The 21,863-nt window shown below is 39.9% G+C and carries 20 protein-coding genes; 1 reads left to right on the top strand and 19 read right to left on the bottom strand.

Going from position 1 to position 21,863, the window contains the following annotated elements; all coding sequences use genetic code 11:
* Positions 1–45: 45 nt before the first annotated feature.
* From fabG to D3873_RS04650, 9 genes are all read right to left on the bottom strand, one after another.
* Positions 46–789 carry a 3-oxoacyl-[acyl-carrier-protein] reductase gene (gene fabG / locus D3873_RS04690; RefSeq protein ID WP_119882951.1) on the bottom strand — a complete coding sequence of 248 codons (744 nt, stop codon included), beginning with the start codon at positions 787–789 and terminating at the stop codon, positions 46–48.
* A complete protein-coding gene (fabD, locus tag D3873_RS04685; protein WP_119882950.1) occupies positions 786–1,733 on the bottom strand; it encodes an ACP S-malonyltransferase in 948 nt (315 codons plus the stop codon). The genes fabG and fabD overlap by 4 nt, the downstream gene beginning before the upstream one ends.
* Positions 1,730–2,725: a phosphate acyltransferase PlsX gene (plsX, locus tag D3873_RS04680; RefSeq protein ID WP_119882949.1), complete on the bottom strand. Its 996-nt coding sequence runs from the start codon at positions 2,723–2,725 to the stop codon at positions 1,730–1,732. Before plsX ends, fabD begins: the two co-directional genes overlap by 4 nt.
* A 12-nt stretch (positions 2,726–2,737) precedes the next feature.
* Positions 2,738–3,304, bottom strand: coding sequence for a transcription factor FapR (fapR, locus tag D3873_RS04675; protein WP_119882948.1), 567 nt, complete (start codon positions 3,302–3,304; stop codon positions 2,738–2,740).
* A 77-nt stretch (positions 3,305–3,381) separates the two neighbouring features.
* Positions 3,382–5,430: an ATP-dependent DNA helicase RecG gene (recG, locus tag D3873_RS04670; protein WP_119882947.1), complete on the bottom strand. Its 2,049-nt coding sequence runs from the start codon at positions 5,428–5,430 to the stop codon at positions 3,382–3,384.
* Positions 5,423–6,319 (bottom strand): L-serine ammonia-lyase, iron-sulfur-dependent, subunit alpha, encoded by an 897-nt coding sequence (sdaAA, locus tag D3873_RS04665; RefSeq protein ID WP_119882946.1) that lies wholly within the window; start codon positions 6,317–6,319, stop codon positions 5,423–5,425. Before sdaAA ends, recG begins: the two co-directional genes overlap by 8 nt.
* A gap of 12 nt (positions 6,320–6,331) precedes the next feature.
* Positions 6,332–6,994 carry an L-serine ammonia-lyase, iron-sulfur-dependent subunit beta gene (sdaAB, locus tag D3873_RS04660; RefSeq protein ID WP_119882945.1) on the bottom strand — a complete coding sequence of 221 codons (663 nt, stop codon included), beginning with the start codon at positions 6,992–6,994 and terminating at the stop codon, positions 6,332–6,334.
* Between the two features lie 142 nt (positions 6,995–7,136).
* A complete protein-coding gene (locus tag D3873_RS04655) occupies positions 7,137–8,804 on the bottom strand; it encodes a DAK2 domain-containing protein (RefSeq protein WP_119882944.1) in 1,668 nt (555 codons plus the stop codon).
* 17 nt (positions 8,805–8,821) lie between these two features.
* Positions 8,822–9,184 (bottom strand): Asp23/Gls24 family envelope stress response protein, encoded by a 363-nt coding sequence (locus tag D3873_RS04650; RefSeq protein WP_119882943.1) that lies wholly within the window; start codon positions 9,182–9,184, stop codon positions 8,822–8,824.
* A gap of 227 nt (positions 9,185–9,411) precedes the next feature.
* On the opposite strand from D3873_RS04650, the gene rpmB reads away from it, so the two are divergent.
* The gene (gene rpmB / locus D3873_RS04645) at positions 9,412–9,600 is read left to right on the top strand and encodes a 50S ribosomal protein L28 (protein WP_119882942.1); all 189 of its coding nucleotides are present in this window, start codon (positions 9,412–9,414) and stop codon (positions 9,598–9,600) included.
* A 239-nt stretch (positions 9,601–9,839) separates the two neighbouring features.
* Here the strand turns inward: rpmB and D3873_RS04640 are convergent, their stop codons facing one another.
* From D3873_RS04640 to coaBC, 10 genes are read right to left on the bottom strand one after another with little or no spacing between them, the layout of a single operon-like run.
* Entirely contained in the window at positions 9,840–10,490 is a 651-nt protein-coding gene (locus D3873_RS04640) for a thiamine diphosphokinase (protein WP_119882941.1), read from the bottom strand.
* Positions 10,487–11,155: a ribulose-phosphate 3-epimerase gene (gene rpe, locus D3873_RS04635; protein WP_119882940.1), complete on the bottom strand. Its 669-nt coding sequence runs from the start codon at positions 11,153–11,155 to the stop codon at positions 10,487–10,489. Before rpe ends, D3873_RS04640 begins: the two co-directional genes overlap by 4 nt.
* Position 11,156: 1 nt before the next feature.
* On the bottom strand, positions 11,157–12,038 hold the full coding sequence (gene rsgA, locus D3873_RS04630; protein WP_119882939.1) for a ribosome small subunit-dependent GTPase A: 882 nt from the start codon (positions 12,036–12,038) through the stop codon (positions 11,157–11,159).
* Between the two features lie 16 nt (positions 12,039–12,054).
* Positions 12,055–13,998 carry a Stk1 family PASTA domain-containing Ser/Thr kinase gene (pknB, locus tag D3873_RS04625; RefSeq protein ID WP_119882938.1) on the bottom strand — a complete coding sequence of 648 codons (1,944 nt, stop codon included), beginning with the start codon at positions 13,996–13,998 and terminating at the stop codon, positions 12,055–12,057.
* Complete coding sequence (locus D3873_RS04620; RefSeq protein ID WP_119882937.1) at positions 13,992–14,750, bottom strand: Stp1/IreP family PP2C-type Ser/Thr phosphatase; 759 nt, start codon at positions 14,748–14,750, stop codon at positions 13,992–13,994. Before D3873_RS04620 ends, pknB begins: the two co-directional genes overlap by 7 nt.
* A gap of 5 nt (positions 14,751–14,755) precedes the next feature.
* Positions 14,756–15,877 (bottom strand): dual-specificity RNA methyltransferase RlmN, encoded by a 1,122-nt coding sequence (gene rlmN / locus D3873_RS04615; RefSeq protein WP_119882936.1) that lies wholly within the window; start codon positions 15,875–15,877, stop codon positions 14,756–14,758.
* The gene (gene rsmB / locus D3873_RS04610; protein WP_119882935.1) at positions 15,877–17,238 is read right to left on the bottom strand and encodes a 16S rRNA (cytosine(967)-C(5))-methyltransferase RsmB; all 1,362 of its coding nucleotides are present in this window, start codon (positions 17,236–17,238) and stop codon (positions 15,877–15,879) included. The genes rlmN and rsmB overlap by 1 nt, the downstream gene beginning before the upstream one ends.
* Positions 17,235–18,176 carry a methionyl-tRNA formyltransferase gene (gene fmt, locus D3873_RS04605; RefSeq protein ID WP_119882934.1) on the bottom strand — a complete coding sequence of 314 codons (942 nt, stop codon included), beginning with the start codon at positions 18,174–18,176 and terminating at the stop codon, positions 17,235–17,237. Before fmt ends, rsmB begins: the two co-directional genes overlap by 4 nt.
* Positions 18,177–18,227: 51 nt before the next feature.
* On the bottom strand, positions 18,228–20,642 hold the full coding sequence (gene priA / locus D3873_RS04600; RefSeq protein WP_119882933.1) for a primosomal protein N': 2,415 nt from the start codon (positions 20,640–20,642) through the stop codon (positions 18,228–18,230).
* A complete protein-coding gene (gene coaBC, locus D3873_RS04595; RefSeq protein WP_119882932.1) occupies positions 20,639–21,862 on the bottom strand; it encodes a bifunctional phosphopantothenoylcysteine decarboxylase/phosphopantothenate--cysteine ligase CoaBC in 1,224 nt (407 codons plus the stop codon). The genes priA and coaBC overlap by 4 nt, the downstream gene beginning before the upstream one ends.
* Position 21,863: the final 1 nt, after the last annotated feature.

The following is a 21,863-nucleotide window of genomic DNA, read 5'->3' as shown; positions in this document are numbered from 1 at the left end:
CCCCTCAACAAGTATACCGAAAAACGGTACAAGCAAACAGTCTTTTTACATGACCATGCCACCGTCGACATGAATAGTTTGACCAGTAATATAATCGGAATCGTCGGAAGCTAAAAATGCAACAGCTTTTGCCACATCGATTGGACTTCCTAGTTTCCCTAATGGTATTTGTTCAAGCATTTGTTCTTTCACTTCTGCTGAAAGTTCATCGGTCATATCCGTGGTAATAAAGCCCGGAGCGATCGCATTCACTTGAATGTTTCGAGAAGCAAGTTCTTTCGCTGTTGTTTTCGTCAACCCTATTACACCAGCTTTTGCTGCGACATAATTCGCTTGTCCGGCATTACCAGATACACCGACGATCGAAGAAATGTTCACAATTTTCCCAGCGCGTTGTTTCATCATTTGACGAGAAACTGCTTTGGTGCAAATAAAGACGCCTTTTAAGTTAACAGAAATGACATCATCCCACTCATCTTCTTTCATTCGAATGAGCAAATTATCACGAGTAATCCCGGCATTATTTACAAGGATATCGAGACTGCCAAATGTATCAATCGTGTGTTTTACCATTTCAGCTACTGCATCTGCGTCATGAACATTCGCTTGAAAAGCGGTTGCTTCTCCGCCATTATCTTGAATGGATTTCACCACTTCTTCTGCTTTCGATTGACTACCTGAGTAATTGACGACAATTTTCGCCCCGTTAGCGGCTAAATATTTTGCCACTTCTGCTCCAATACCTCGTGAAGCTCCCGTGATTAATGCTACTTTGTTTTTCACATTCATACTTCCCACTCCTTCGAAGCTTCCACTACTTTTTCTAGTGTTTCAAGATCATACACAGAATAAATCTGTGCTTCTTTATCAATCTTCTTCACAAGTCCTGACAATACTTTCCCTGGACCGCACTCAATATACACTGTTACACCTAGTGATTTTAATTGTTCAATTGATTGTTCGAATTGGACTGGTGACACAACTTGCTTCACTAACAATTCTTTTATATCTGAAGGATTTTGAACTGGACTCGCCGTAACATTATTGATCACTGGAACAGTCGCTTCTTCAAGCTGAATTTCATCCAATACCGCACGTAATTGTTCAGCAGCAGGGGACATTAAGGAAGAGTGAAATGGACCGCTTACAACTAGCGGAATGGCACGTTTCGCCCCTGCTTCTTTCGCAGCTACACTTGCTAAGCGAACTCCTTCTGCAGTACCAGAAATGACAATTTGGCCAGGACAATTAAAGTTTGCCACTTGGACGGTTTCCCCAGAAGAGGAAATTTGCTCTGTTACTTCTTGTAATTTAGCAGCATCTAATCCTAACACGGCAGCCATTGCTCCTTGTCCGACTGGTACTGCTTCATTCATAAAAAGTCCCCGCTTACGTACTACATGTACCGCATCTTCAAAGGACATTACGCCAGATGCTACTAAAGCGGAATACTCTCCTAAACTATGACCAATCGTATAATCTGGCTCAATTCCATTTGACTGAAGTAATTCTGATACTAATGTGCTTGTTGTGACTAACGCAGGTTGTGCATTATACGTAGCTGTAAGCTCATCGGCAGGTCCTTCTAACATCAATTGAGACAGAGAGAATCCGACACGTTCGTCCGCTTTCTCGTAAAATGATCGATTCCCTTCCGAAAACTCAACAAGTTCTTTCCCCATTCCGACAGATTGTGATCCTTGTCCTGGGAATAAAAAAGCAATTTTCGTCAAGATAATGTCTCTCCTTTCGCAACACGTTCAATTGTTCCACACACATCAAATTCCACCATTGTTCTAGCCTGACGAATGGCATTAAAAATTGCATTTGCGTTGGAAGAACCGTGTGCTTTAATAACAGGTGCTTTCAGACCAAATAGTGCTGCACCGCCATATTCTGTGTAATCCATGGTGTTTTTAATTCCTCTTAATTGATCTTTGACTAGTAGTGCACCAATCTTCGCTTTTGCAGAGGAAGTGAACGCACCTTTTAACATGTGGAAAAACGCACCTGCTGTTCCTTCAATTGTCTTCAACACCATATTGCCAGTAAAACCATCTGTCACAACCACATCTGCAACACCGGTTAACAAATCACGTGACTCGACATTTCCAACGAAATGAATAGCAGGAGAATTAGTTAATAATTGAAACGCATTTTTCGTCAGTTCATTGCCTTTTGTATCTTCCGTTCCGATATTTAAAAGTCCCACTTGCGGTGATTCAATTCCGCGAACTTTACTCGCATAAATAGAACCCATCATCGCAAATTGTTCTAAATGTTCTGGTTTAGCATCGGAATTGGCACCTAAATCCATCATGACAAATCCTTTTCCGTCAATTGTAGGTAGTGTTGGTGCAAGAGCTGGTCGATCAATGCCATCAATTCTTCCGACTATAAATAATCCAGCAGCCATCAGTGCACCTGTGTTTCCAGCTGAAACACACGCATCTGCTTGCGCTGTTTTTACTGCTTCCGCCATTTTCACCATGGAGGCATCTTTCTTACGGCGAATAGCTCGAACAGGTTCATCATCTGCTTCAATCTTTTCGGTCGTAGCGAGGAACTGTAAACGTTCAAGATCGTGTAATAATGGTCTAACTTCTGCTTCCGTACCATAAAGATGTACAGTTAAATCAGGAAACGTCTGGAGTGCAGTGTATACTCCTTCGATAATCGAAGAAGGAGCGTGATCTCCACCCATTGCATCTACAGCTATAATCATTATGTCTCTCCTTTAATTCTCCGTCGCACGGTACATATCAAAATCACCAGTAAAGACAATTTCATTTTCTACCGTCGAGGTTACTTGCACTTTACTTCGATTTTTTTCATTTCCGCTTTCCGTCACAGTTGCCTTGCACACGACTCGGTCCCCGAGTTTAACAGGCTTTAAAAAAGACAAGTTCGATTTTGCTGTCAGGGCTAACTCGTCATTCATCACGGCTACCGCAAGAGAATTTGCTTGTGCAAATAAGTGATGTCCCCGAGCAATCTGATTTCTCGCAAAAACATGCTCTTCTCTCACATCAAATATGGAAATTGCCCTATTATCTAACTCAATATCAATTACTTCCCCGATTACTTCTGAAATAGGGAGTGATTTCACCTCATCCTCAAACGAACGTGAGGCAACATCTTTTATCCGTTCTCGCAGTTCTGGAATTGCACATTCTAATCGATCTAAACGAATGGTTTGAACACTCACTTCGAATGTTTTAGCTAACTCTTCATCTGTTAAAAAAGGATTAGTATCGAGGGAATCAATCAGCATTTGTTGTCGTTGTTTTTTCGTTTTTTTCATAAGTCACCGTCCAAATTAGCACTTGGTACTAATATCAGTATATAAAGTCACTCTTCTCAATGCAAGTTGAATATTGATTAATCGAGTCGATCTCCTTCTAAAGCGCCACTTTGATGTAGGAAATCTCGCAAGGCTTGATACTCCTCTGATTCCCATAAAGCGTCGGATTGAACAATTTGTTCCGCATCTTTCATGGCATTTTGAAGTGCTCGATAATCATGGATAAGATCCGCTACTTGGAACTCTGGTAATCCACTTTGTTTTTTCCCAAAGAAATCCCCTGGACCACGAAGCTCTAAATCCTTTTCTGCTAATTTAAAACCATCATTTGTTTCGCACATCACCATCATTCGTTCTTTTCCTTCTTCTGTTTTAGGATCTGCTAGCAGAATACAATAGGATTGTTCCGATCCACGACCTACTCGTCCTCTTAACTGGTGTAGTTGAGACAACCCAAATCTTTCCGCATCATAGATCACCATACTCGTCGCATTTGGAACGTTAACACCAACTTCCACCACTGTTGTGGAAACTAAAACAGCAATTTTCCCTTCACTAAAGTCTCGCATAACTTGTTCTTTTTCATCGGACGAGAGTCTTCCATGCATCAATCCGACGGTGAACTTACCATGGTAAAGCTGAGTGAGTTGATTATACACATCGACTGCATTTTGCAAATCGAGTTTCTCGGATTCTTCAATCAACGGACAAATCACATAGGCCTGTCTTCCTTTTTCAAGTTCTTTGCCAACTCGAACCATCGTTTTCGTAAATGTCTCTTTTTTTAACCAATGAGTTTCTATTTGTTTTCTCCCCGTTGGTAATTCATCAATCGTTGACACGTCCATTTCACCAAATGCTGTAATCGCTAGTGTTCTTGGGATTGGTGTAGCCGTCATAAAAAGGACATCTGGATTTTCTCCCTTGTCTTTTAAAACGCGACGTTGCTCTACACCAAATCGGTGTTGTTCGTCCGTAATGACAAAACCAAGCCGTTTGAAATCAACGCCTTGCTGAATAAGTGCATGTGTTCCAATAAGAAGGTCAATTTCACCGTTTTTCAATTGTTCTAGCAAAACTCTACGAACTTTTTGTTTCGTTGATCCTGTTAATAAAGCCATTGTAATATCCGTGTTTTTAAACCATTCATGAAGTGTTTCTGCATGCTGTTCAGCTAATATTTCTGTCGGTGCCATAAGCGCCGTCTGATATCCCGCAGTGATTGCAGCATACATGGTAATTGCAGCCACGACCGTCTTTCCTGAACCTACATCCCCTTGCAACAATCGATTCATACGATGCGGGGTTTTTAAATCTTTGCTAATCTCATTTACCACTCTTTTTTGCGCTGTCGTAAGTTCGTAAGGAAGACTAGCAATAAATGCTTTCACTTTTTCGAGATCATACGAAATCGAAACCCCAGGTTCCATTTGTTGACGTATTTTTTTAAGTGCATGAATTTTTAATTGGAATAAAAATAGTTCTTCATAAATAAAGCGTCTTCTCGCTTGCTCTAGTGCCGCTGTCGACGTTGGAAAATGTATTTCTTCAAGTGCCTCTTGAATGTGCATCAATTGATAATCTTGCAGGATATTTTGTGGCAATATCTCTGAAATACTGCTACTAGCCACCTCAAGAGCTTGCCGAATCAGTTTTCGATAATTCTTTTGCGGAATAACTCCTTTGATCGAATAAACGGGTTCATAGTCATTAGCATCTTGTCGAACACCTAATGTGTATGTAGATGCATTAATTATTTGTCTTCCTCTGTCCCATTTACCTGTCACCGTTAGTGTATCCCCAACAACTAACTTTGATTTTAAATATGCTTGATTAAAAAAAACGACTTTGATTAAATGGGCACCAATAAGCAAGTGAATTTGCAGACGCGACTTTTTATTTCCCATAAAAAGAAGGGAAGGCTCACTTTCGATCCTTCCCTCTACCGTTATTCTTTCGTTATGTGGTGTTTCCACAATATTTTTCAAACGAAAATCTTCATGTCGATAAGGAAAAGTAAAAATTACATCACGAATTGTATCGATCCCAATTTCATGCAATTTATCGGTTGTAGATTGCCCAACACCTTTTAGGGTGGAAATGGGTTGATCGAGTAAATTAGTCACCTTTCACTTTTTCTCCTCCAAATATTTTTGCTTCTAACGCTTTGCCAGTTGGCGTCGCAGCTAAACCACCTTTCGCTGTTTCACGAAGGCTACTAGGCATTTGTTTTCCAATTTTATACATCGCGTCAATTACCTCATCACAAGGAATTCGACTTGTCACTCCTGCAAGGGCCATATCAGCCGCTACAACTGCATTTGAAGCTCCCATCGCATTCCGTTTCACACAAGGAACTTCCACAAGTCCCGCTACCGGATCACAAACTAAACCAAGCATATTTTTTAACGTAATAGCAAATGCCTCTGAACATTGTTGTGGAGAGCCTCCAGCCATTTCAACAATTGCTGCAGCAGCCATTCCAGCAGCTGAACCAACTTCTGCTTGGCAACCACCTGCTGCTCCAGAAATAGATGCATTGTTTGCTACGACAAATCCAAATGCACCAGATGTAAACAAGTAACGTACCATTTGTTCATGTGTTGGATTTAATTTGTTTTTAACAGCGAATAATGTTCCAGGCACGACTCCCGCAGAACCAGCAGTTGGTGTTGCACAAATTTTGCCCATAGCAGCATTTACTTCATTTGTAGCTACAGCTTTACTCACCGCATCTAACATCAATTCACCAGATAAAGATTTACCAGACTTCATGTATTCCTGTAGTAATACCGCGTCCATTCCAGTTAATCCCGAAGTCGATTTCACACCGGCTAAGCCTCGCTCCACAGACTCTTCCATCACTTTTAAATTATTTTCCATTTGAGCAAAGACTTCTTCTCGTGTTCTACGAGTAATCATCACTTCTTGCTCAATCATAATTTCTGATATTAATTTGTTTTCCTTATTCGCTAGTTCTACTAATTCTTTTACATTACGAAATAACACATTCATGATGTCACGCTCCTATTCTGCAATACGCGTTACCTGCTGAATATGAGGCAGCATCGCGATTTGCTCCAAGATAGATTCCTCGATGGGATCATCCACTTCTATTACCATAAGCGCCATTTTACCTTGCTCTTTACGGGAAACTTCCATGTGTCCTATGTTTATATTTTGATCTGCTAGACATGTCGCTACTTTGGCAATACTACCCGGCTGATCTTCATGCACCACTAAAATAGCGGAATGATTTCCGGATAAACGTAATGGGAATCCATTTAACTCCGAAATTTCAATTTTACCACCACCGATGGAAATTCCAATTAGCTCCATCTCACTTTGTCCATCACCAATGACGACTCGCGCAGTGTTAGGGTGTTCGGTATTACCGCTTTCGGGAATAAATTCATAACGTAAACCAGCTGCATCCGCCAATTCAAACGCGGTTCGGATTCGATCATCAAACGTATCAAAGCCTAATAAACCACCAACAATTGCGACATCCGTACCATGGCCTTTATATGTTTCCGCAAACGAACCATACAAATGAATTCGTGCCCACTCCGGCTGTCTTCCAAATAATTCTCGTGTTACTAATCCAATTCTCGCCGCCCCTGCAGTATGAGAAGAAGATGGCCCAATCATTACTGGACCGATAATATCAAAAACCGATTTATACTTCATCACGGTTACCCCTTTAATGTCCATATTCTTACTGTTATCTTAACGTATTCACGCACGCATTACAAAAGTATTCGTTTCGAGTTTAAGGAACGAAAAATCGCAGAAACACCTATTGGTGAATTCTGCGATTTAGTCTGTTTCTTTATTCTACTGAGATGATATAAGGGTATAGCGGTTGTTTCCCGTTATACACTTCTACTTCAACATCAGGATAAGCGTCTTCCACTAACTCCGCGAACTCATTCGCCGCTTCTTCCGTGACTTCTTCACCAAAGAGAATGGTTACGATTTCAGATTCATCATTCACTAATGAATGAATCACTTTTGTAGCAGCATCTTCTAATGTAGGAGTTGATAACACAATTTTGCCTTCTGCAATTGCCATATAATCGTCCTTCGCAATTTCCACACCGTCGATCGATGTGTCACGTACAGCAAACGTTACTTGACCAGTTTTTACATGCGCAAACGCGTCAGTCATGATTTCTTTGTTTTCATCTACAGATGCTTCTGGATTAAATGCTAGAATAGCAGCCATTCCTTGTGGAACTGATTTCGTTGGTACAACCGCAGCGTCAATTCCAACTAATTCTGCTGCTTGTTCGGCAGCCATAATAATGTTTTTATTATTTGGCAGAATTAACACTTTTTCAGCCCCAACAGCTTCTATTGCTTTCACAATATCTTCTGTCGAAGGATTCATCGTTTGTCCGCCTTCAATCACAGCACTTGCTCCCACGCTACGAAGTAACTCTGCAATTCCTTCTCCCATTGCAACAGTTACGACTGCGTACGGAACCGATGTTTTTTTAGATGCGACTGAGGCAGATTTTGAATGTCCTTCTCCGACGATTTCTAAGTGTTGTTCACGCATATTTTCCACTTTTATTTTGATTAAATCGCCAAATTGTTGACCATAATTCATACATTCCCCAGGTTGTTCTGAGTGAATATGGACTTTTGCAATTTCGTCGTCAGAGATAACAAGTAACGAATCACCAAATGCAGAAAGACCTTCTCGGAATTTCCCTTCGTCGAAAGGGTTATTCGCCAATTTATCTTCGGTAAATTTCACCATAAATTCAGTACAATACCCAAACACAATTTCAGAAGTGTCCATGAAACCTTGAACACCTTTGTGGTGTTCAGCATTGACTAGCTCATCCATCGAATTTGACACAAATTTTTCTGGAAGCTGTTCCCCTTTTAAACTCGCTAAAAAGCCTTCATACACAAAAACGAGCCCTTGACCACCACTGTCTACTACACCAACTTCTTTTAACACTGGCAATAAATCCGGTGTACGTTTAAGAGACGCTTTCGCTTCTTCTAATGTTTTTTCTAAAAGCACAATGATATCGTTTTCTGTCTCCGCAATTTCTACTGCTTTTTTGGCTGAATCCTTTGCAACCGTAAGAATGGTACCTTCAACCGGTTTCATGACAGCTTTATACGCTGTATCTACTCCGTGTTGAAGCGCCTCAGCATACGTTTTCGCATCGATTGAAGCGTCATTTTCAATATATTTAGAGAAGCCTCGGAATAATTGCGATAAAATAACACCAGAATTTCCTCTTGCTCCCATCAATAGACCTTTTGAAAGTCCTTGAGTCGTTTTTCCAATATGTTCTTGTTTGTTAGCTGCAGTTTCTTTCGCACCAGAAGTCATCGAAAGATTCATGTTGGTTCCTGTATCCCCATCGGGAACCGGAAATACATTTAGAGCATCCACATAATCTGCATTCTGGGAAAGATGGTGAGCCCCCATTTCCACCATTTCTGCAAACTGAATACCATCTAAAGATTTCATTTCCAAAATTCCTCCTCTTATGGGTTCGTTACACGAACTCCTTGAACATAAATATTTACAGATGTTACGTTTAGTCCTAGTGATTGTTTTAGTGTGTATTTTACTTTTGATTGAACTTGATAAGCCACCTCTGAAATTTTCGTTCCGTAGCTGATCACGATATACATATCAACATGCATATCCTCGCCGATTTGGCGAACGATGACGCCTTTTGCGAAATTTTCTTTGCGAAGTATATCAGTTAAACCATCTCGGATTTGGTGTTTAGAAGCCATACCAACAATTCCATAACACTCAATTGCAGCTCCACCAGCTACTTGTGCCACGACATCGTTTGTAATATCGATGTGACCAAATTCATTTGTCATTTCAATTGACATATTAAATGCCCCCTTAACGTCTAATGGACTATACACCATTGTACTATACAACTGTTTAATAGAAAAGATAACCTTCTCTCATCAATAAAACACTGTAAAGGTTTTTTTCTTGAAAGGCGAGTGAAATGTTCTTGCATTCGAGAAAAGTCTGTGATAAATTATTAAAGTATGTGAAATATCGAACTGAAACAAAATACTTTCAGCTTCTTTTGTGAGGAGGAAATACGATGCCAAAACAATGCGTAATTACAGGACGTAAAGCTCGTTCAGGTAACGCTCGTTCCCACGCTATGAATGCCAACAAACGTACTTGGGGTGCAAACCTTCAAAAAGTCCGTATTTTAGTAAATGGTAAACCAAAACGTGTATGGGTTTCTGCAAGAGCATTAAAATCAGGTAAAGTTGAACGCGTTTAATCGCGACTTTACCACCTAAAAACACCGTTAGTAGATTACTGCTAACGGTGTTTTTTGTTCGAAAAATGACAAATTGCCGTTTGTTACAAAAAAAATCGAGACACAGAAATTCTGCATCTCGATTTTTACTATTTTTTCTTTGGTGAACCTTTTGATGTGACTTTTACACAAAATCGGAAAAAGCTACTCATCATTCTTGGCAAACGGACTGTATAGACCTTCACGCACATTCCTCCCGTTTAATCGTGACTTCTTATCATTAAACATATGCCAGAAGAAATGGAAATAGTAGCATTTTTATCGATCAATTCGTTACTTGTGTATTTGGTTTCTCCAAAATGGATGCTGTTATTTTCCACATTGTATTTAAACCCTTTCAATGTGAAACCATGAATCGTTTGTCTTAATGGGAAAAACGAAATATATGGATAGTGCTTATCAACAGAAATGTTATGATCTCCTGGCAATAGAATCTCCATAGAGTTGAGCTTGTTTTGAATGGAAACATCCACTTGTTGATTGACTTCTTTCCAAGCGAGTACGGCTTGTATGGCAGAGTAAAAATGATCGAGACGTCCACCTGTCACTCCAGTGACAATAATATTGGTAGGATGCCATTTCAAAGAAGCTTCAAGCGCAAGTTCTAAGTCCGTTTCATCCTTTTCAGCAGATACTTTCTTAAGCTCTATGGAAAGTTCCTGCAGCTTTTCCCAATTCACATCAGAGACGGAATCAAAATCTCCGATTGCTAATACAGGAACGATACCTTTATTAACCAAATGAATCGCCCCATAATCTGCGCCGATAAATGCAGCCTGCTCAGATTGTAACGAAGAGAAATCAATCAGCTCAGCTTCAGGTCCTCCTCCACAAATCACAACGGTTTTCATGATTTTTCTGCCTTTTCTCCCGCTTCTCGAATTTTACTCAGCGCTTGCGCACGGTTTTTTTGATTAAATACAGCAGAACCAGCGACAAAAACAGTTGCTCCTGCTTCTACGCATGGAACAATAGTTTCTTCATTAATTCCACCATCAATTTCAATTTCAACCGCATAGCCTTTATCGTTTATCTCGTCGCTTAATTGTTTAATCTTTTTCACGACACTCGGAATGAACGATTGGCCCCCGAAACCTGGATTTACTGTCATTAATAAAACTAGATCAATATCCTCCAAAATGGGAAAAATAGATTCAATTGGTGTATGAGGATTTACCACGACTCCAGGCTTTACACCGTAGGAGCGAATTAACTGAATCGTTCGATGTAAATGAGGGCATGCCTCCACATGAACCGTAATATAATCTGCTCCTGCTTTTGCAAACTGTTCAATATATTGATCTGGATTTTCAATCATTAAGTGAACGTCAAAAGGAAGCTTTGAAAGCGGTCGAATTGCATCCATAACGACAGCTCCAAAAGAAATATTCGGAACAAAATGTCCGTCCATTACGTCGATATGAATCCAATCTGCTCCTGCTTGTTCCACTTCTTTTACTTCTTGTCCCAACTTTGAAAAGTCAGCTGCAAGTATAGAAGGTGCTAATTTAATCATGTTAATACCTCGGCTTTCTATCCATTATTTCTTCTAAAAATTGCAAGTAATGATCGTAACGATAAGATGGAATTTCTCCAGAATCGACTGCTGCTTTAATGGCACATTTTGGTTCTTTTAAATGAAGACATCCTCTAAATTTACAATGTTCTGCTCGCTCTCGCATTTCAGGAAAACAAGAGGATAGTTCTTCTTTTTCCATCTCGTCGAAATCAAACGAACTAAAACCAGGAGTGTCTGCGAGAAGACCTCCACCAATCTCCAGCAATTCAACGTGTCTAGTTGTATGTTTTCCACGTCCTAATGCTTCTGAGATCTCAGCAGTTTTCAACTCCAAACTCGGAAGCAGTGTATTTAACATCGTAGATTTACCGACACCTGATTGGCCGGCTAACACCGATATTTTATCTTTCAAGATCGGTGCTAAATTCGCTACTAACGAAGCATCATCTTTATAAGTTTCTACTATTTGATAGCCGATTCGTCTATAGTCTTCTAAATAGGATTGAACATTTTCACGCGCACTTTCTGATGCAATATCTGTTTTTGTTAAACAAATGATTGGGTTAACGTGAAAAGATTCGACTGCGACTAAAAATCGATCAAGTAATAGCGGATGAAAATCGGGTTCTGTTAATGAAAAAACTAAGAGCGCTTGATCAATGTTTGCGACAGGTGGTCGTACCAACGCATTTGTTCGTTCTAATACATGTGTGATTGTTCCGTGAGAATCAGTATCTTTCTCAAATTCCACGAAATCGCCTACTAATGGTGTAATTCCTCGATTACGAAAAACACCTCGTCCACGACATTCTTGTAAAGTATCTCCATCATGAACATAGTAAAAACCACTTATCGCTTTTCTAATTTGACCTGTTGGCACTCGCATTCCTCCTATCCTACAAATCCTCGTAGGCTATCGTTTGTTCGTCAATTATCGTATTATCTCGAACGATTCGGTACACTGCATCTTGCCCTTCTACTATGACCAATTGAAGGCGCTTTTGAGTGTCCTCTGTCATGGTAAATTCCTCTGCAGGTTCGGCAAGAGAGCGTGTCTGATCTTGTATATATATTTTCACTTCTTGTTCGTCACCATCAGTTTCTGGTTCATATGGAATCGTAATTGTTTGTATATACGTCTTTGTCGCTTTCTCTTGTGGTCCTTTTGAGACCACTACTTCTATCGTGCTACCAGGCGCAACTGTCGTGCCAGCTTCTGGTTTTTGGGAAATGACCGAGCCTGCAGGAATAGAATCGGAATAATTTTCTTCCACAATATTAATCCTAAATCCACTCGATTTCGCGTAATCCTTTAACGCTTTTTCGTTGTATTCCGTTAAATCGATCACAGTCCGCAAATCAGGTCCTTTACTTACTTGAAACAAGACATCCGTTTCTTCCGGAATAATCTCTTCATCTGCACTGGGTTCTTGTTGTAAAATAGTTCCTTCTGGTTCATCTGAAAAGACGCTTTCTGTGTCTATTGACTCGAAGTTCTGATTAGAGAGTAACGACATAACTTGATCAATATTTTCTCCGATATAGCTAGGAAAGGCCATGGTCTCTTTTCCAGTTGACACAAACAAGGACACTTTCGTGCCTTCGGTTCGAATTTTACCAGCTTCTGGAATACTACGTATTACCCTACCTTCTTCTAATTCGGCTGAAGGCTCTTCTGATTTCGGCCCAATAGTGAAGCCTAGGTCTTCTAACTCTGCTACCGCTTCTTCATAGGTCATATTTTTGACATCAGGTACTTCTAATTTCGTTGGTCCAAATAAGTCAGGAAAAGCAAGTAAAACTAGTAAGAACGCAACCACTAGAAAGCCGAGAATCCCTAAAATCCATGGCCATATCTTTTTCTTTTTAGGTGTAGCCGGAACTATTTCTGGCTCGTTATAAGTCGGCACTTTTTTGGTATCTGTCAGGCTTTCAGCTTTTTTAGGTTCTTTAATGATAGGCATCGCTTTTGTCGCGCCATCATCAAAAGGTAAGACAAATGGCTTTTCATTCATCCGATCTGCTGAAAGCGCTGTTTTTAAATCGGCTTCCATTTCAAGCACTGTTTTATACCGATGTAGGGGGTCTTTTGCTGTTGCTTTCATAATAATATTTTCAAGACTTTGTGGAATTTCTGGGCGAACAGCACGGACAGATGGCGTCTCATTCTGAAGATGTTTCAGGGCAATTGAAACAGCAGATTCGCCTGAAAACGGCAATTGACCTGTCAGTAATTCATACATTACAATACCTAGTGCATAAACATCCGACTTCTTCGTTGCCATTCCACCTCTGGCCTGTTCCGGCGAAAGGTAATGAACGGTTCCTAGAACGGAATTTGTTTGTGTGAAAGACGTTGCACTAAGTGCCATTGCTATACCAAAATCGGTTATTTTCACATGATGATGATCGTCCATTAAAATGTTTTGCGGTTTTATATCTCGATGAATAATTTGGTTTTGATGCGCATGTTCTATAGCGGATGTGAGTTGAAGCATAATTTCCACTGATTCATAAGCACTAATCGGTGCGTTTTCATGGATAAACTGTTTTAACGTCGCACCTTTGACGTATTCCATGACTAAGTAGTGGAGATCTCCATCTTCTCCGACATCATATATATTGACGATGTTTGGATGATGCAAACTTGTTGCAGATAACGCTTCTCGTTGAAACCGCCGATGTAAGTCTTCCTCATTCGAAAAGTCATATCGAAGGATTTTAATCGCAACATCTCGATCCAAAATCATGTCATGAGCAAGGTAAACATTCGACATGCCACCTCCGCCAATCATCTCCATAATTTTGTAACGATCACTAATACGCTTACCAATTAACATGTTGCACTCACCTCCGTCTCTATATCTAATATGACGAGTGTAATATTGTCTTCTCCACCTAATTCATTCGCACGATTTACAAGAGCTTGTGCAATCGTTTCCAACGTTTCAGAAGAGTTTAGATAGTAAAGTAATTCGCTATCCGAAAGCTTGTTACTTAGTCCATCAGAACACAAAAGCAATCGCGTAAAAGGTTGATTAGTTAACGGAATGATATCACTTTGAATCTTTTTCTCTGTTCCAAGTGAGCGAACAATAAAGTTCTTCTGAGGATGATTTTCTGCTTCTTCTTCGCTTATTTCACCATGTTCTAATAATATATTGACGTACGAATGATCTTTCGTTAATTGCGTTAACGAATGATCTACTAAGCCATATGCACGGCTATCTCCTACGTGACAAAGAATCTTCATGTCTTTTGACAAAATAAGTACTAATAAAGTCGTACCCATCCCATTACATTCTTCGTGTGTCAAAGAATGGGTATAAATGGTCGAGTTAATCTCCTCCACTTTTGTTGTTAACCATTCTAAGACTTGTTCTTCTGATGAAAAAGAGGTGGCTTCTGCTGAATGAAATGCCTGTTCTAAATAACTAATCGCCATTTCGCTTGCAACTTCTCCAGCAGCATGCCCCCCCATGCCATCTGCGACAATTGCCATATGTACAAAATCAGATCGTACGAAAACATTCGCACGATCCTCATTAATCTTTCTTTTCTTCCCTATGTCTGACAAAACTGTGAAGTTCATCCCCATCACTCCGTTTCTTGCTTTCTCTCTTTCGCTCGAAGTTGACCACACGCTGCATCGATGTCGGAACCATGTTCACGACGAATCGTTGCATTTACCCCATGTTTTTTTAACGTTTTTTCAAATGCAAAAATTTGATTTCTCGGTGTACGGACATAATCACGCTCTGGTACATAGTTTACTGGAATAAGATTTACATGACATTTTACATCTTTAATCAATTTTGCTAATTCTTCTGCATGTTCTACTTGGTCATTCACGCCACCAAACAAACCATACTCAAAACTCACACGTCTACCAGTTTTGTCAGTATAGTAACGAATTGCTTCCATCAAGTCAGGTAATTTGTATGCTTTATTAATCGGCATCAAACGAGAACGTAACTCAGAATTCGGTGCGTGTAAAGATAACGCAAAATTAATTTGTAGCTGTTCGTCTGCAAACTGATAAATCTTTGGAATAATCCCACTAGTACTGACCGTAATATGACGAGCACCAATATTTAATCCTTTTTTATGATTAATCACTTTTAAGAAACTCATCATTGCGTCATAATTGTCTAATGGTTCCCCAATTCCCATAATGACAACGTGACTTGCTCTTTCAGACGTTTCATCTAACGCTTTTTGAACTCGCACTACCTGCTCTACAATTTCTCCTCCAAGTAAGTTTCGTTTTAACCCACCTAAAGTAGAAGCACAGAAGGAACAGCCGATACGGCAACCTACTTGTGTCGTGACACAAACTGAATTCCCATATTCATGACGCATTAATACTGTTTCGATCGAATAGCCATCTTGCAATTGGAAAAGGAATTTAATCGTTCCGTCTGCAGAAGTTTGTTGGATAATTGTTTCTAATGTTTTCACTAAAAATGATGCTTTTAATTCCTCCCGAAGCGTTGCGGGAAGATTAGACATTTCGTCGAAACTGTCGACACGCTTTACGTATAACCAATCGTATAATTGGTTCGCACGAAATGCTTTATGTCCTCTTTCTGTAAGCCATTGCTCTAATTCTTCTGGCAATAAAGAGTAAATCGATTCTTTTAAATTCGGCTTTTCTTTTTTCTTACGTACTACTTTCGTTTCTTCTACGTTTGTTTGTTCTACTTTTGTTTCTTCCATTATTGAGAAACTCCTTTTTTTCGAAACACAGCGATAAAGAATCCGTCACTGTTGAGGTCCTGCGGAAATAATTGCATCATTCCGTCAGAGTAAAACCTTGTCAAACTTTCTGGTAATGCAACATCCTTGAGTAATTCCATCTCAGGATGTTTTGCTAAAAATGCCTGGACCGTTTCGTTATTTTCCGTGGCTTCAATGGTGCATGTACTATATACTAATCGACCCTCAGGTCGTAAAAGTCGAGATGCTTCGTCTAACAACTGTAATTGTGTGACATGAAGAGAGTCAAAATCAGATGCTTGTTTGGTGTACTTTATATCTGGTTTTCTTCGAATAACTCCTAAACCGCTACAAGGAGCATCGACTAAAATTCGATCAAACGATTCCTCTTCTAGTATATCCGATAATTCTTTACTATTTGCTACAATTGTATGAACATTATCAAGTTCCAATCGTTGCACTTGTTCGTCAATTAGTTTTACTTTATGTGCATGCAAGTCAACAGAAGTGAGAGAACCAGTGGCATTCAATCTTTCTGCTATATGCGTTGTTTTCCCTCCTGGTGCTGCGCACATGTCTAGGATACGATTATCCTTCTCAACATCTAAAAGCAAACTAGGAATCATGGAACTTTCGTCTTGAATCGTCACAAAACCATGTTTAAACAAATCGGTCTTTGCAATCGATCCTTTCATCACATATAGACACTCGGGAACAAATCTACTTTGTTCCACTTCAATGCCTTCTTCTTGAAATGCTTGAATCACTACATCTGGTGTGGTTTTCATCAAGTTTACTCTAACAGTTTGAACGGGTGGGACATTATTAGTGTGCACCATTTCTGCTGTTTTCTCGTAGCCAAACTGCTTCACCCATCGTTCCACAAGCCAAAGTGGATGGCTAGAAGCGATCGATAACTGCAAGTTTTCATCGTCAATCTCTTCAATACTTCTGACACCTTCTCTTAATATGCTTCGCAAAATACCATTTACGACAGCAGCTACTCCTTTATGTCCACGTTTTTTTGCGATTTCCACAGACTCATGCACAATCGCATGATTGGGGATTCGATCTAAATATACTAGCTGATAAATCGAAAGGTGGAGAAGCAAGCGAACCCACGATTCTAATTTCCCTTTTACAAATGGTTCAAGAAAGTAATCAAGTGTTAATTTCCGCTGAATACAACCATACGTCAGTTCTGTTAATAAAGCACGATCTTGGTCAGAGATGTCGTACGTTTCGATTGTTTGATGAAGCAGGAGATTGCTATACGACTGATTTTTCTCCACTGAGAGTAAAATCGATAATGCCGCATCTCGTACGTTCCCTCTCCAAATTTTCGTGGTTTTTTTACTCATTCAAATTTGTCTCCAATCGATAACTTAGCGCCAACTCCTGCAAGATATGCTTCAGCACTCATTTTTTTCTTTCCTGACGGCTGCAATTCTGTAATGGCAATTGTTTCACTGTTTCCAGTCTGCACAATGATTCGGTCCTTCTCAACTTCTACAATGCAACCTACTTGTAAAGTAGATGATTTCGAAGACAGTTCACTTGCCCAAATTTTCACAGGAACTTCCTCTTTAGTTGTATATGCCCCTGGCCAAGGATTCAATCCTCTAATTTGATTGAAAATATCTCTCGAAGATGACGACCAATTGATTCGTTCTTGGTCTCTTGAAATGTTGCGAGCATACGTCACTTCTAACTCGTTTTGTTTCGTCCGTGCATTTGTTTTCGTTAAAATAGATGGCAATGTTTGAAGTAATAGGTCAGCACCTAATGTGCTTAACTTTTCAAACATAGATCCCGTCGTATCTTCTTCTAAAATCGGAAGTGAATCTTGTGAGATGATATCTCCTGCATCTAATTTTTCTGCCATATACATAATCGTTACACCTGTTTTTTCTTGTCCATCCATGACAGCTTGATGAATAGGAGCACCACCACGATATAATGGCAATAAAGAAGCATGCACATTAATACATCCCAAAGAAGGAGTATCTAAAATGTCCTTTGGAAGTAACTGACCAAATGCTGCTGTGATAATTAAATCAGGTTTTGCGTCAATGATTTGCCGTTCCTCTTTCGATCCTCTTAACTTTTCAGGTTGAAGGACCGGAATTCCATGTAGCAAAGCCGCCTCTTTTACAGGAGGGGCTGTTAACACTTTTTTGCGACCAAATGGTCTGTCAGGTTGTGTGACAACATGTGTAATTTGATAGCCTTCTTCTACGAGACGATTAAGAATTGGAACGGAAAACGACGGTGTACCCATAAAGATAATTGATGTCATATTTTCCTCCTATTGATTCTTCTTATTACTTGAGGTTTTAATAATCTGTCCTTACATTAGCACTGAAGGGTTTTTTGTAATGGACAAATGGTATCCATTTTTCATGTAGTGTGTTTTGTACACGTTTTGGAGTTGGTGTAAAAGGTGACCAACATCCTCATCTTTTCTGTATTTTAACAAACATTGATACCGATATCTATTTTGCAACCGACTGATCGAGGCAATCGAAGGACCAATTACCTCCACAGAATCAGGAAGATTTTCTCTTAACCATTGAACGGATTTCATCGCGTAGTCACTTACAGAAAGTAAATCTTCATGTGAGAAAATAATCGAACCGATAAACGTATACGGTGGGTATTTTCCTTCGTGCCGATAAAACATTTCTTGTCTGTAAAAACCTTGATAATCATGAGCTTTAGAGAACTGGATTGCATAATGTTCTGGAGAATACGTTTGTAAAATAACGTTTCCTTCCTTATCATGTCTTCCTGCCCGACCACTCACTTGCGCTAATAATTGAAACGTTTTCTCCGCTGCCCGGAAATCAGGAACAAATAATGCTGTGTCCGCTGAAAGGACACCGACTAACGTGACATTAGGAAAATCGAGTCCTTTTGCGATCATTTGTGTTCCTAATAATATAGAAGCTTCTTGATTTCCGAATGCCTGCAAAATGGAGGCATGTGCCCCTTTTTTTCTTGTCGTGTCGACATCCATTCGCAGCATTTTTTCCGCTGGAAATAGTTTCGCTATTTCTTCTTCGATTTTTTGCGTACCACTTCCAAAGAAACGAATATGATCACTCTGACAACTTGGACACGATGTAGGTACTGGATTTTCATATGCACAATAGTGGCATTTCATCCGTTCATTCGCCCTGTGGTATGTGAGTGAAATATCACACGAAGGACAATTCATAACAGTACCACAATCCCGACATAATACAAACGAAGAGTATCCACGCTTATTTAATAACAGCACTACTTGCTCATTTCGAGAAAACCTGTTTCTCATCGCTTCGACTAAGTCGATAGAAAACACGGAGCGATTACCTTTTTTCATTTCCTCTCGCATATCGACGATTTGAACTGGGGGTAAAGGTTGCGATTTAGGCCGATTCACTAACGTTAATAATGTGTAAACGCCTTTTTGAGCCCTGGCAAATGACTCCAACGAAGGAGTAGCACTACCTAGTATTACTGGACAGTTATGGTATTCACTACGCCATATAGCGATATCTCTTGCATGGTATCTTGGAGAATCTTCTTGCTTATAGGTAGATTCATGTTCTTCATCCATAATTATGACGCCGACATTCTCAAAGGGTGCGAAAATTGCAGATCTAGCACCTACGACCACTTTCACTTCCGACCGATGAATTTTCCGCCACTGATCGTATTTTTCCCCAGCAGAAAGTCCGCTATGCAAGACGGCAACTTGAGAGCCAAATCGTTCAACAAAACGCTCTGTCATTTGAGGTGTTAAGGCAATTTCGGGTACTAACATAATCGCTTGCTTTCCTACTGACAAAGCGTGTGCAATCATTTGAAGGTATATTTCCGTTTTTCCACTACCAGTAATTCCGTGTAATAGAAACGTTTCTGCTCTATGCTGCTCAAACGAATGCAGCACTTTTTCATAGGCAATCTGTTGTTCCTCGGTCATTTGAAGAGGAGATTTCTTTTCAACGGATTGGAAATCCACTGGCTCCCGGTACACTTCTTTTTCGGTAATAGTGCCGATTCCTTTTTGCACTAATTGGTCTACTACCGCTTTCGTAAATCCCCATTCATTCGTTATTTCTTTCATCGCAATCGACGTGCGATTTTCTGAAGCTAATTTATCTAACAATGCAAGTTGTTTTTTCGCGTTTGCTGTTAAAGCTTCTTTCACTTGTTGAAAAATCGTGGTATCCTGCGACAGCTCTAAGTACGCGATTTTTTTCACTGCTGTTTTTTGTTTCATCACGGTTTCAAATGAAAGGATGCCTTCGTCTGCTAAACGTTTTAACTTTTTCACAGTTGTAGAATCGATATCTTTAGGTAGAACAAAAAAATTCTTTGATCCGAAAAGCGCAATCAATTCTTCATCCTTGATTAAATCTGGCTTTTCCAAAACTACCACTTTTTCATACGTCGAACGGAGTGCAGCTGGAAGCATCATCTGCAGAACATCAATTTCCAAACAAAGTGTGTCTTGTTTTACCCATTTCGCAAGCTCCATCATTTCCGTGGTAAGTAACGGGTGTAAATCTACAACATCCATTAACTCTTTTTGTTTTTGGATATCAACATCGGTTTCTTCCTTTAAACCAACAATGAACCCCATAATTTCTCTCGGTCCAAATGGTACTTTCACTCTTGACCCGACTTGCACGACGGACGTATACCGTTCTGGAACAAGGTAATCAAATTTTCGATCGATCGCAGAAGTAGCGATGTCAACTATGACTTCTGCAATCATTGTCTTTCACGCTCTAGTTCCACGATTTTCCGCACAATATCCATTGCCAATGCGGATTTTGTCATTTGAGGGAATTCATGATAGTGATTATTTTTTCCAAAAAGATGAATTCGATTAGTATCCGTACCGAATCCACTTCCTTCCTCAGACACATCATTCGCTAAAATGTAATCGGCATTTTTCCGCGCCAATTTCTCTTTCGCATACGTCTCCACATCATTCGTTTCTGCTGCAAACCCAATCAGTAGTTGATGTGTTTTTCGTTCCCCTAAAGTCGCTAAAATATCGGTCGTTCTCTCTAATTCTAAAACGGCATTTCCAGGCTGTTTTTTCATTTTTTTGGAATGAACAACTGCTGGACGATAGTCTGCAACCGCCGCTGATTTAATGACCCAGTCCGCCGTTGGAAACTCGTTTTCCACTGCACGCAACATATCTTGCGCACTTTCGACTGGTATGTAGTGAACATTTTCTGGCACTTTTTCTGATACTGGTCCACTAATTAATATCGTATCTGCTCCTAATTTAGCCACAGCTTCGGCCATCGCGAAGCCCATTTTTCCTGATGAAAAGTTCGATAAATATCGTACTGGATCTATTCGTTCACGAGTTGGACCAGCAGTGACAACAACTTTTTTTCCTGCTAACGGTCTAGCCTCTTGTGTTAAACCGGTTTTCTCATTAAAAAATGCTGACACTAGTTCCACTATTTTTTCAGGCTCTTCTAATCGTCCTTTTCCAACATATCCACATGCTAAAAAGCCTTCAGACGGTTCGATAAATGAAACCCCATCTAATGCGAGCTGTTCAATATTGCGCTTTACAGCAGGATGATCATACATATGAACATTCATGGCTGGCGCAACCCATATTGGTGCTGTAGTTGCTAATAAAGTCGTTGTGACCATATCGTCTGCCAATCCATTTGCCATCTTCGCTATGACATTGGCAGTTGCAGGAGCCACCAATACAAGATCTGCCCAATCTGCCAAATCGATGTGGGCAATGACTCGAGAATCTTTCTCATCGAATGTATCATCATACACATCGTTTCGAGACATTACTTGGAAGGATAGTGGTTGAACAAATTGCTTCGCTGAATCTGTCATGATCACCTTTACTGAGGCTCCCGCTTGAACGAGTTTACTAACTAATGCAACCGATTTATAGACAGCAATACCGCCGGTTACACATAGAAGGATATTTTTATTCATCAACAAA

The organism is Paenisporosarcina cavernae (assembly GCF_003595195.1).
Taxonomy (GTDB): domain Bacteria; phylum Bacillota; class Bacilli; order Bacillales_A; family Planococcaceae; genus Paenisporosarcina; species Paenisporosarcina cavernae.
The sequence above is the reverse complement of the archived record's forward strand: the minus strand, read 5'-3'. Positions and strand labels throughout refer to the sequence as shown.

What these genes read in the sequence shown, in the direction of transcription:
- rsmB (WP_119882935.1), bottom strand. Translation starts at nt 17,238, where the DNA reads ATGAGTAAAAAAACCACGAAAATTTGGAGAGGGAACGTACGAGATGCG.
- D3873_RS04620 (WP_119882937.1), bottom strand. Translation starts at nt 14,750, where the DNA reads ATGAACTTCACAGTTTTGTCAGACATAGGGAAGAAAAGAAAGATTAAT.
- sdaAB (WP_119882945.1), bottom strand. Translation starts at nt 6,994, where the DNA reads ATGAAGTATAAATCGGTTTTTGATATTATCGGTCCAGTAATGATTGGG.
- D3873_RS04655 (WP_119882944.1), bottom strand. Translation starts at nt 8,804, where the DNA reads ATGAAATCTTTAGATGGTATTCAGTTTGCAGAAATGGTGGAAATGGGG.
- rlmN (WP_119882936.1), bottom strand. Translation starts at nt 15,877, where the DNA reads ATGGAAGAAACAAAAGTAGAACAAACAAACGTAGAAGAAACGAAAGTA.
- fabG (WP_119882951.1), bottom strand. Translation starts at nt 789, where the DNA reads ATGAATGTGAAAAACAAAGTAGCATTAATCACGGGAGCTTCACGAGGT.
- fapR (WP_119882948.1), bottom strand. Translation starts at nt 3,304, where the DNA reads ATGAAAAAAACGAAAAAACAACGACAACAAATGCTGATTGATTCCCTC.
- pknB (WP_119882938.1), bottom strand. Translation starts at nt 13,998, where the DNA reads ATGTTAATTGGTAAGCGTATTAGTGATCGTTACAAAATTATGGAGATG.
- D3873_RS04650 (WP_119882943.1), bottom strand. Translation starts at nt 9,184, where the DNA reads ATGTCAATTGAAATGACAAATGAATTTGGTCACATCGATATTACAAAC.
- D3873_RS04640 (WP_119882941.1), bottom strand. Translation starts at nt 10,490, where the DNA reads ATGAAAACCGTTGTGATTTGTGGAGGAGGACCTGAAGCTGAGCTGATT.
- rpe (WP_119882940.1), bottom strand. Translation starts at nt 11,155, where the DNA reads ATGATTAAATTAGCACCTTCTATACTTGCAGCTGACTTTTCAAAGTTG.
- plsX (WP_119882949.1), bottom strand. Translation starts at nt 2,725, where the DNA reads ATGATTATAGCTGTAGATGCAATGGGTGGAGATCACGCTCCTTCTTCG.
- priA (WP_119882933.1), bottom strand. Translation starts at nt 20,642, where the DNA reads ATGATTGCAGAAGTCATAGTTGACATCGCTACTTCTGCGATCGATCGA.
- fmt (WP_119882934.1), bottom strand. Translation starts at nt 18,176, where the DNA reads ATGACATCAATTATCTTTATGGGTACACCGTCGTTTTCCGTTCCAATT.
- sdaAA (WP_119882946.1), bottom strand. Translation starts at nt 6,319, where the DNA reads ATGAATGTGTTATTTCGTAATGTAAAAGAATTAGTAGAACTAGCGAAT.
- rpmB (WP_119882942.1), top strand. Translation starts at nt 9,412, where the DNA reads ATGCCAAAACAATGCGTAATTACAGGACGTAAAGCTCGTTCAGGTAAC.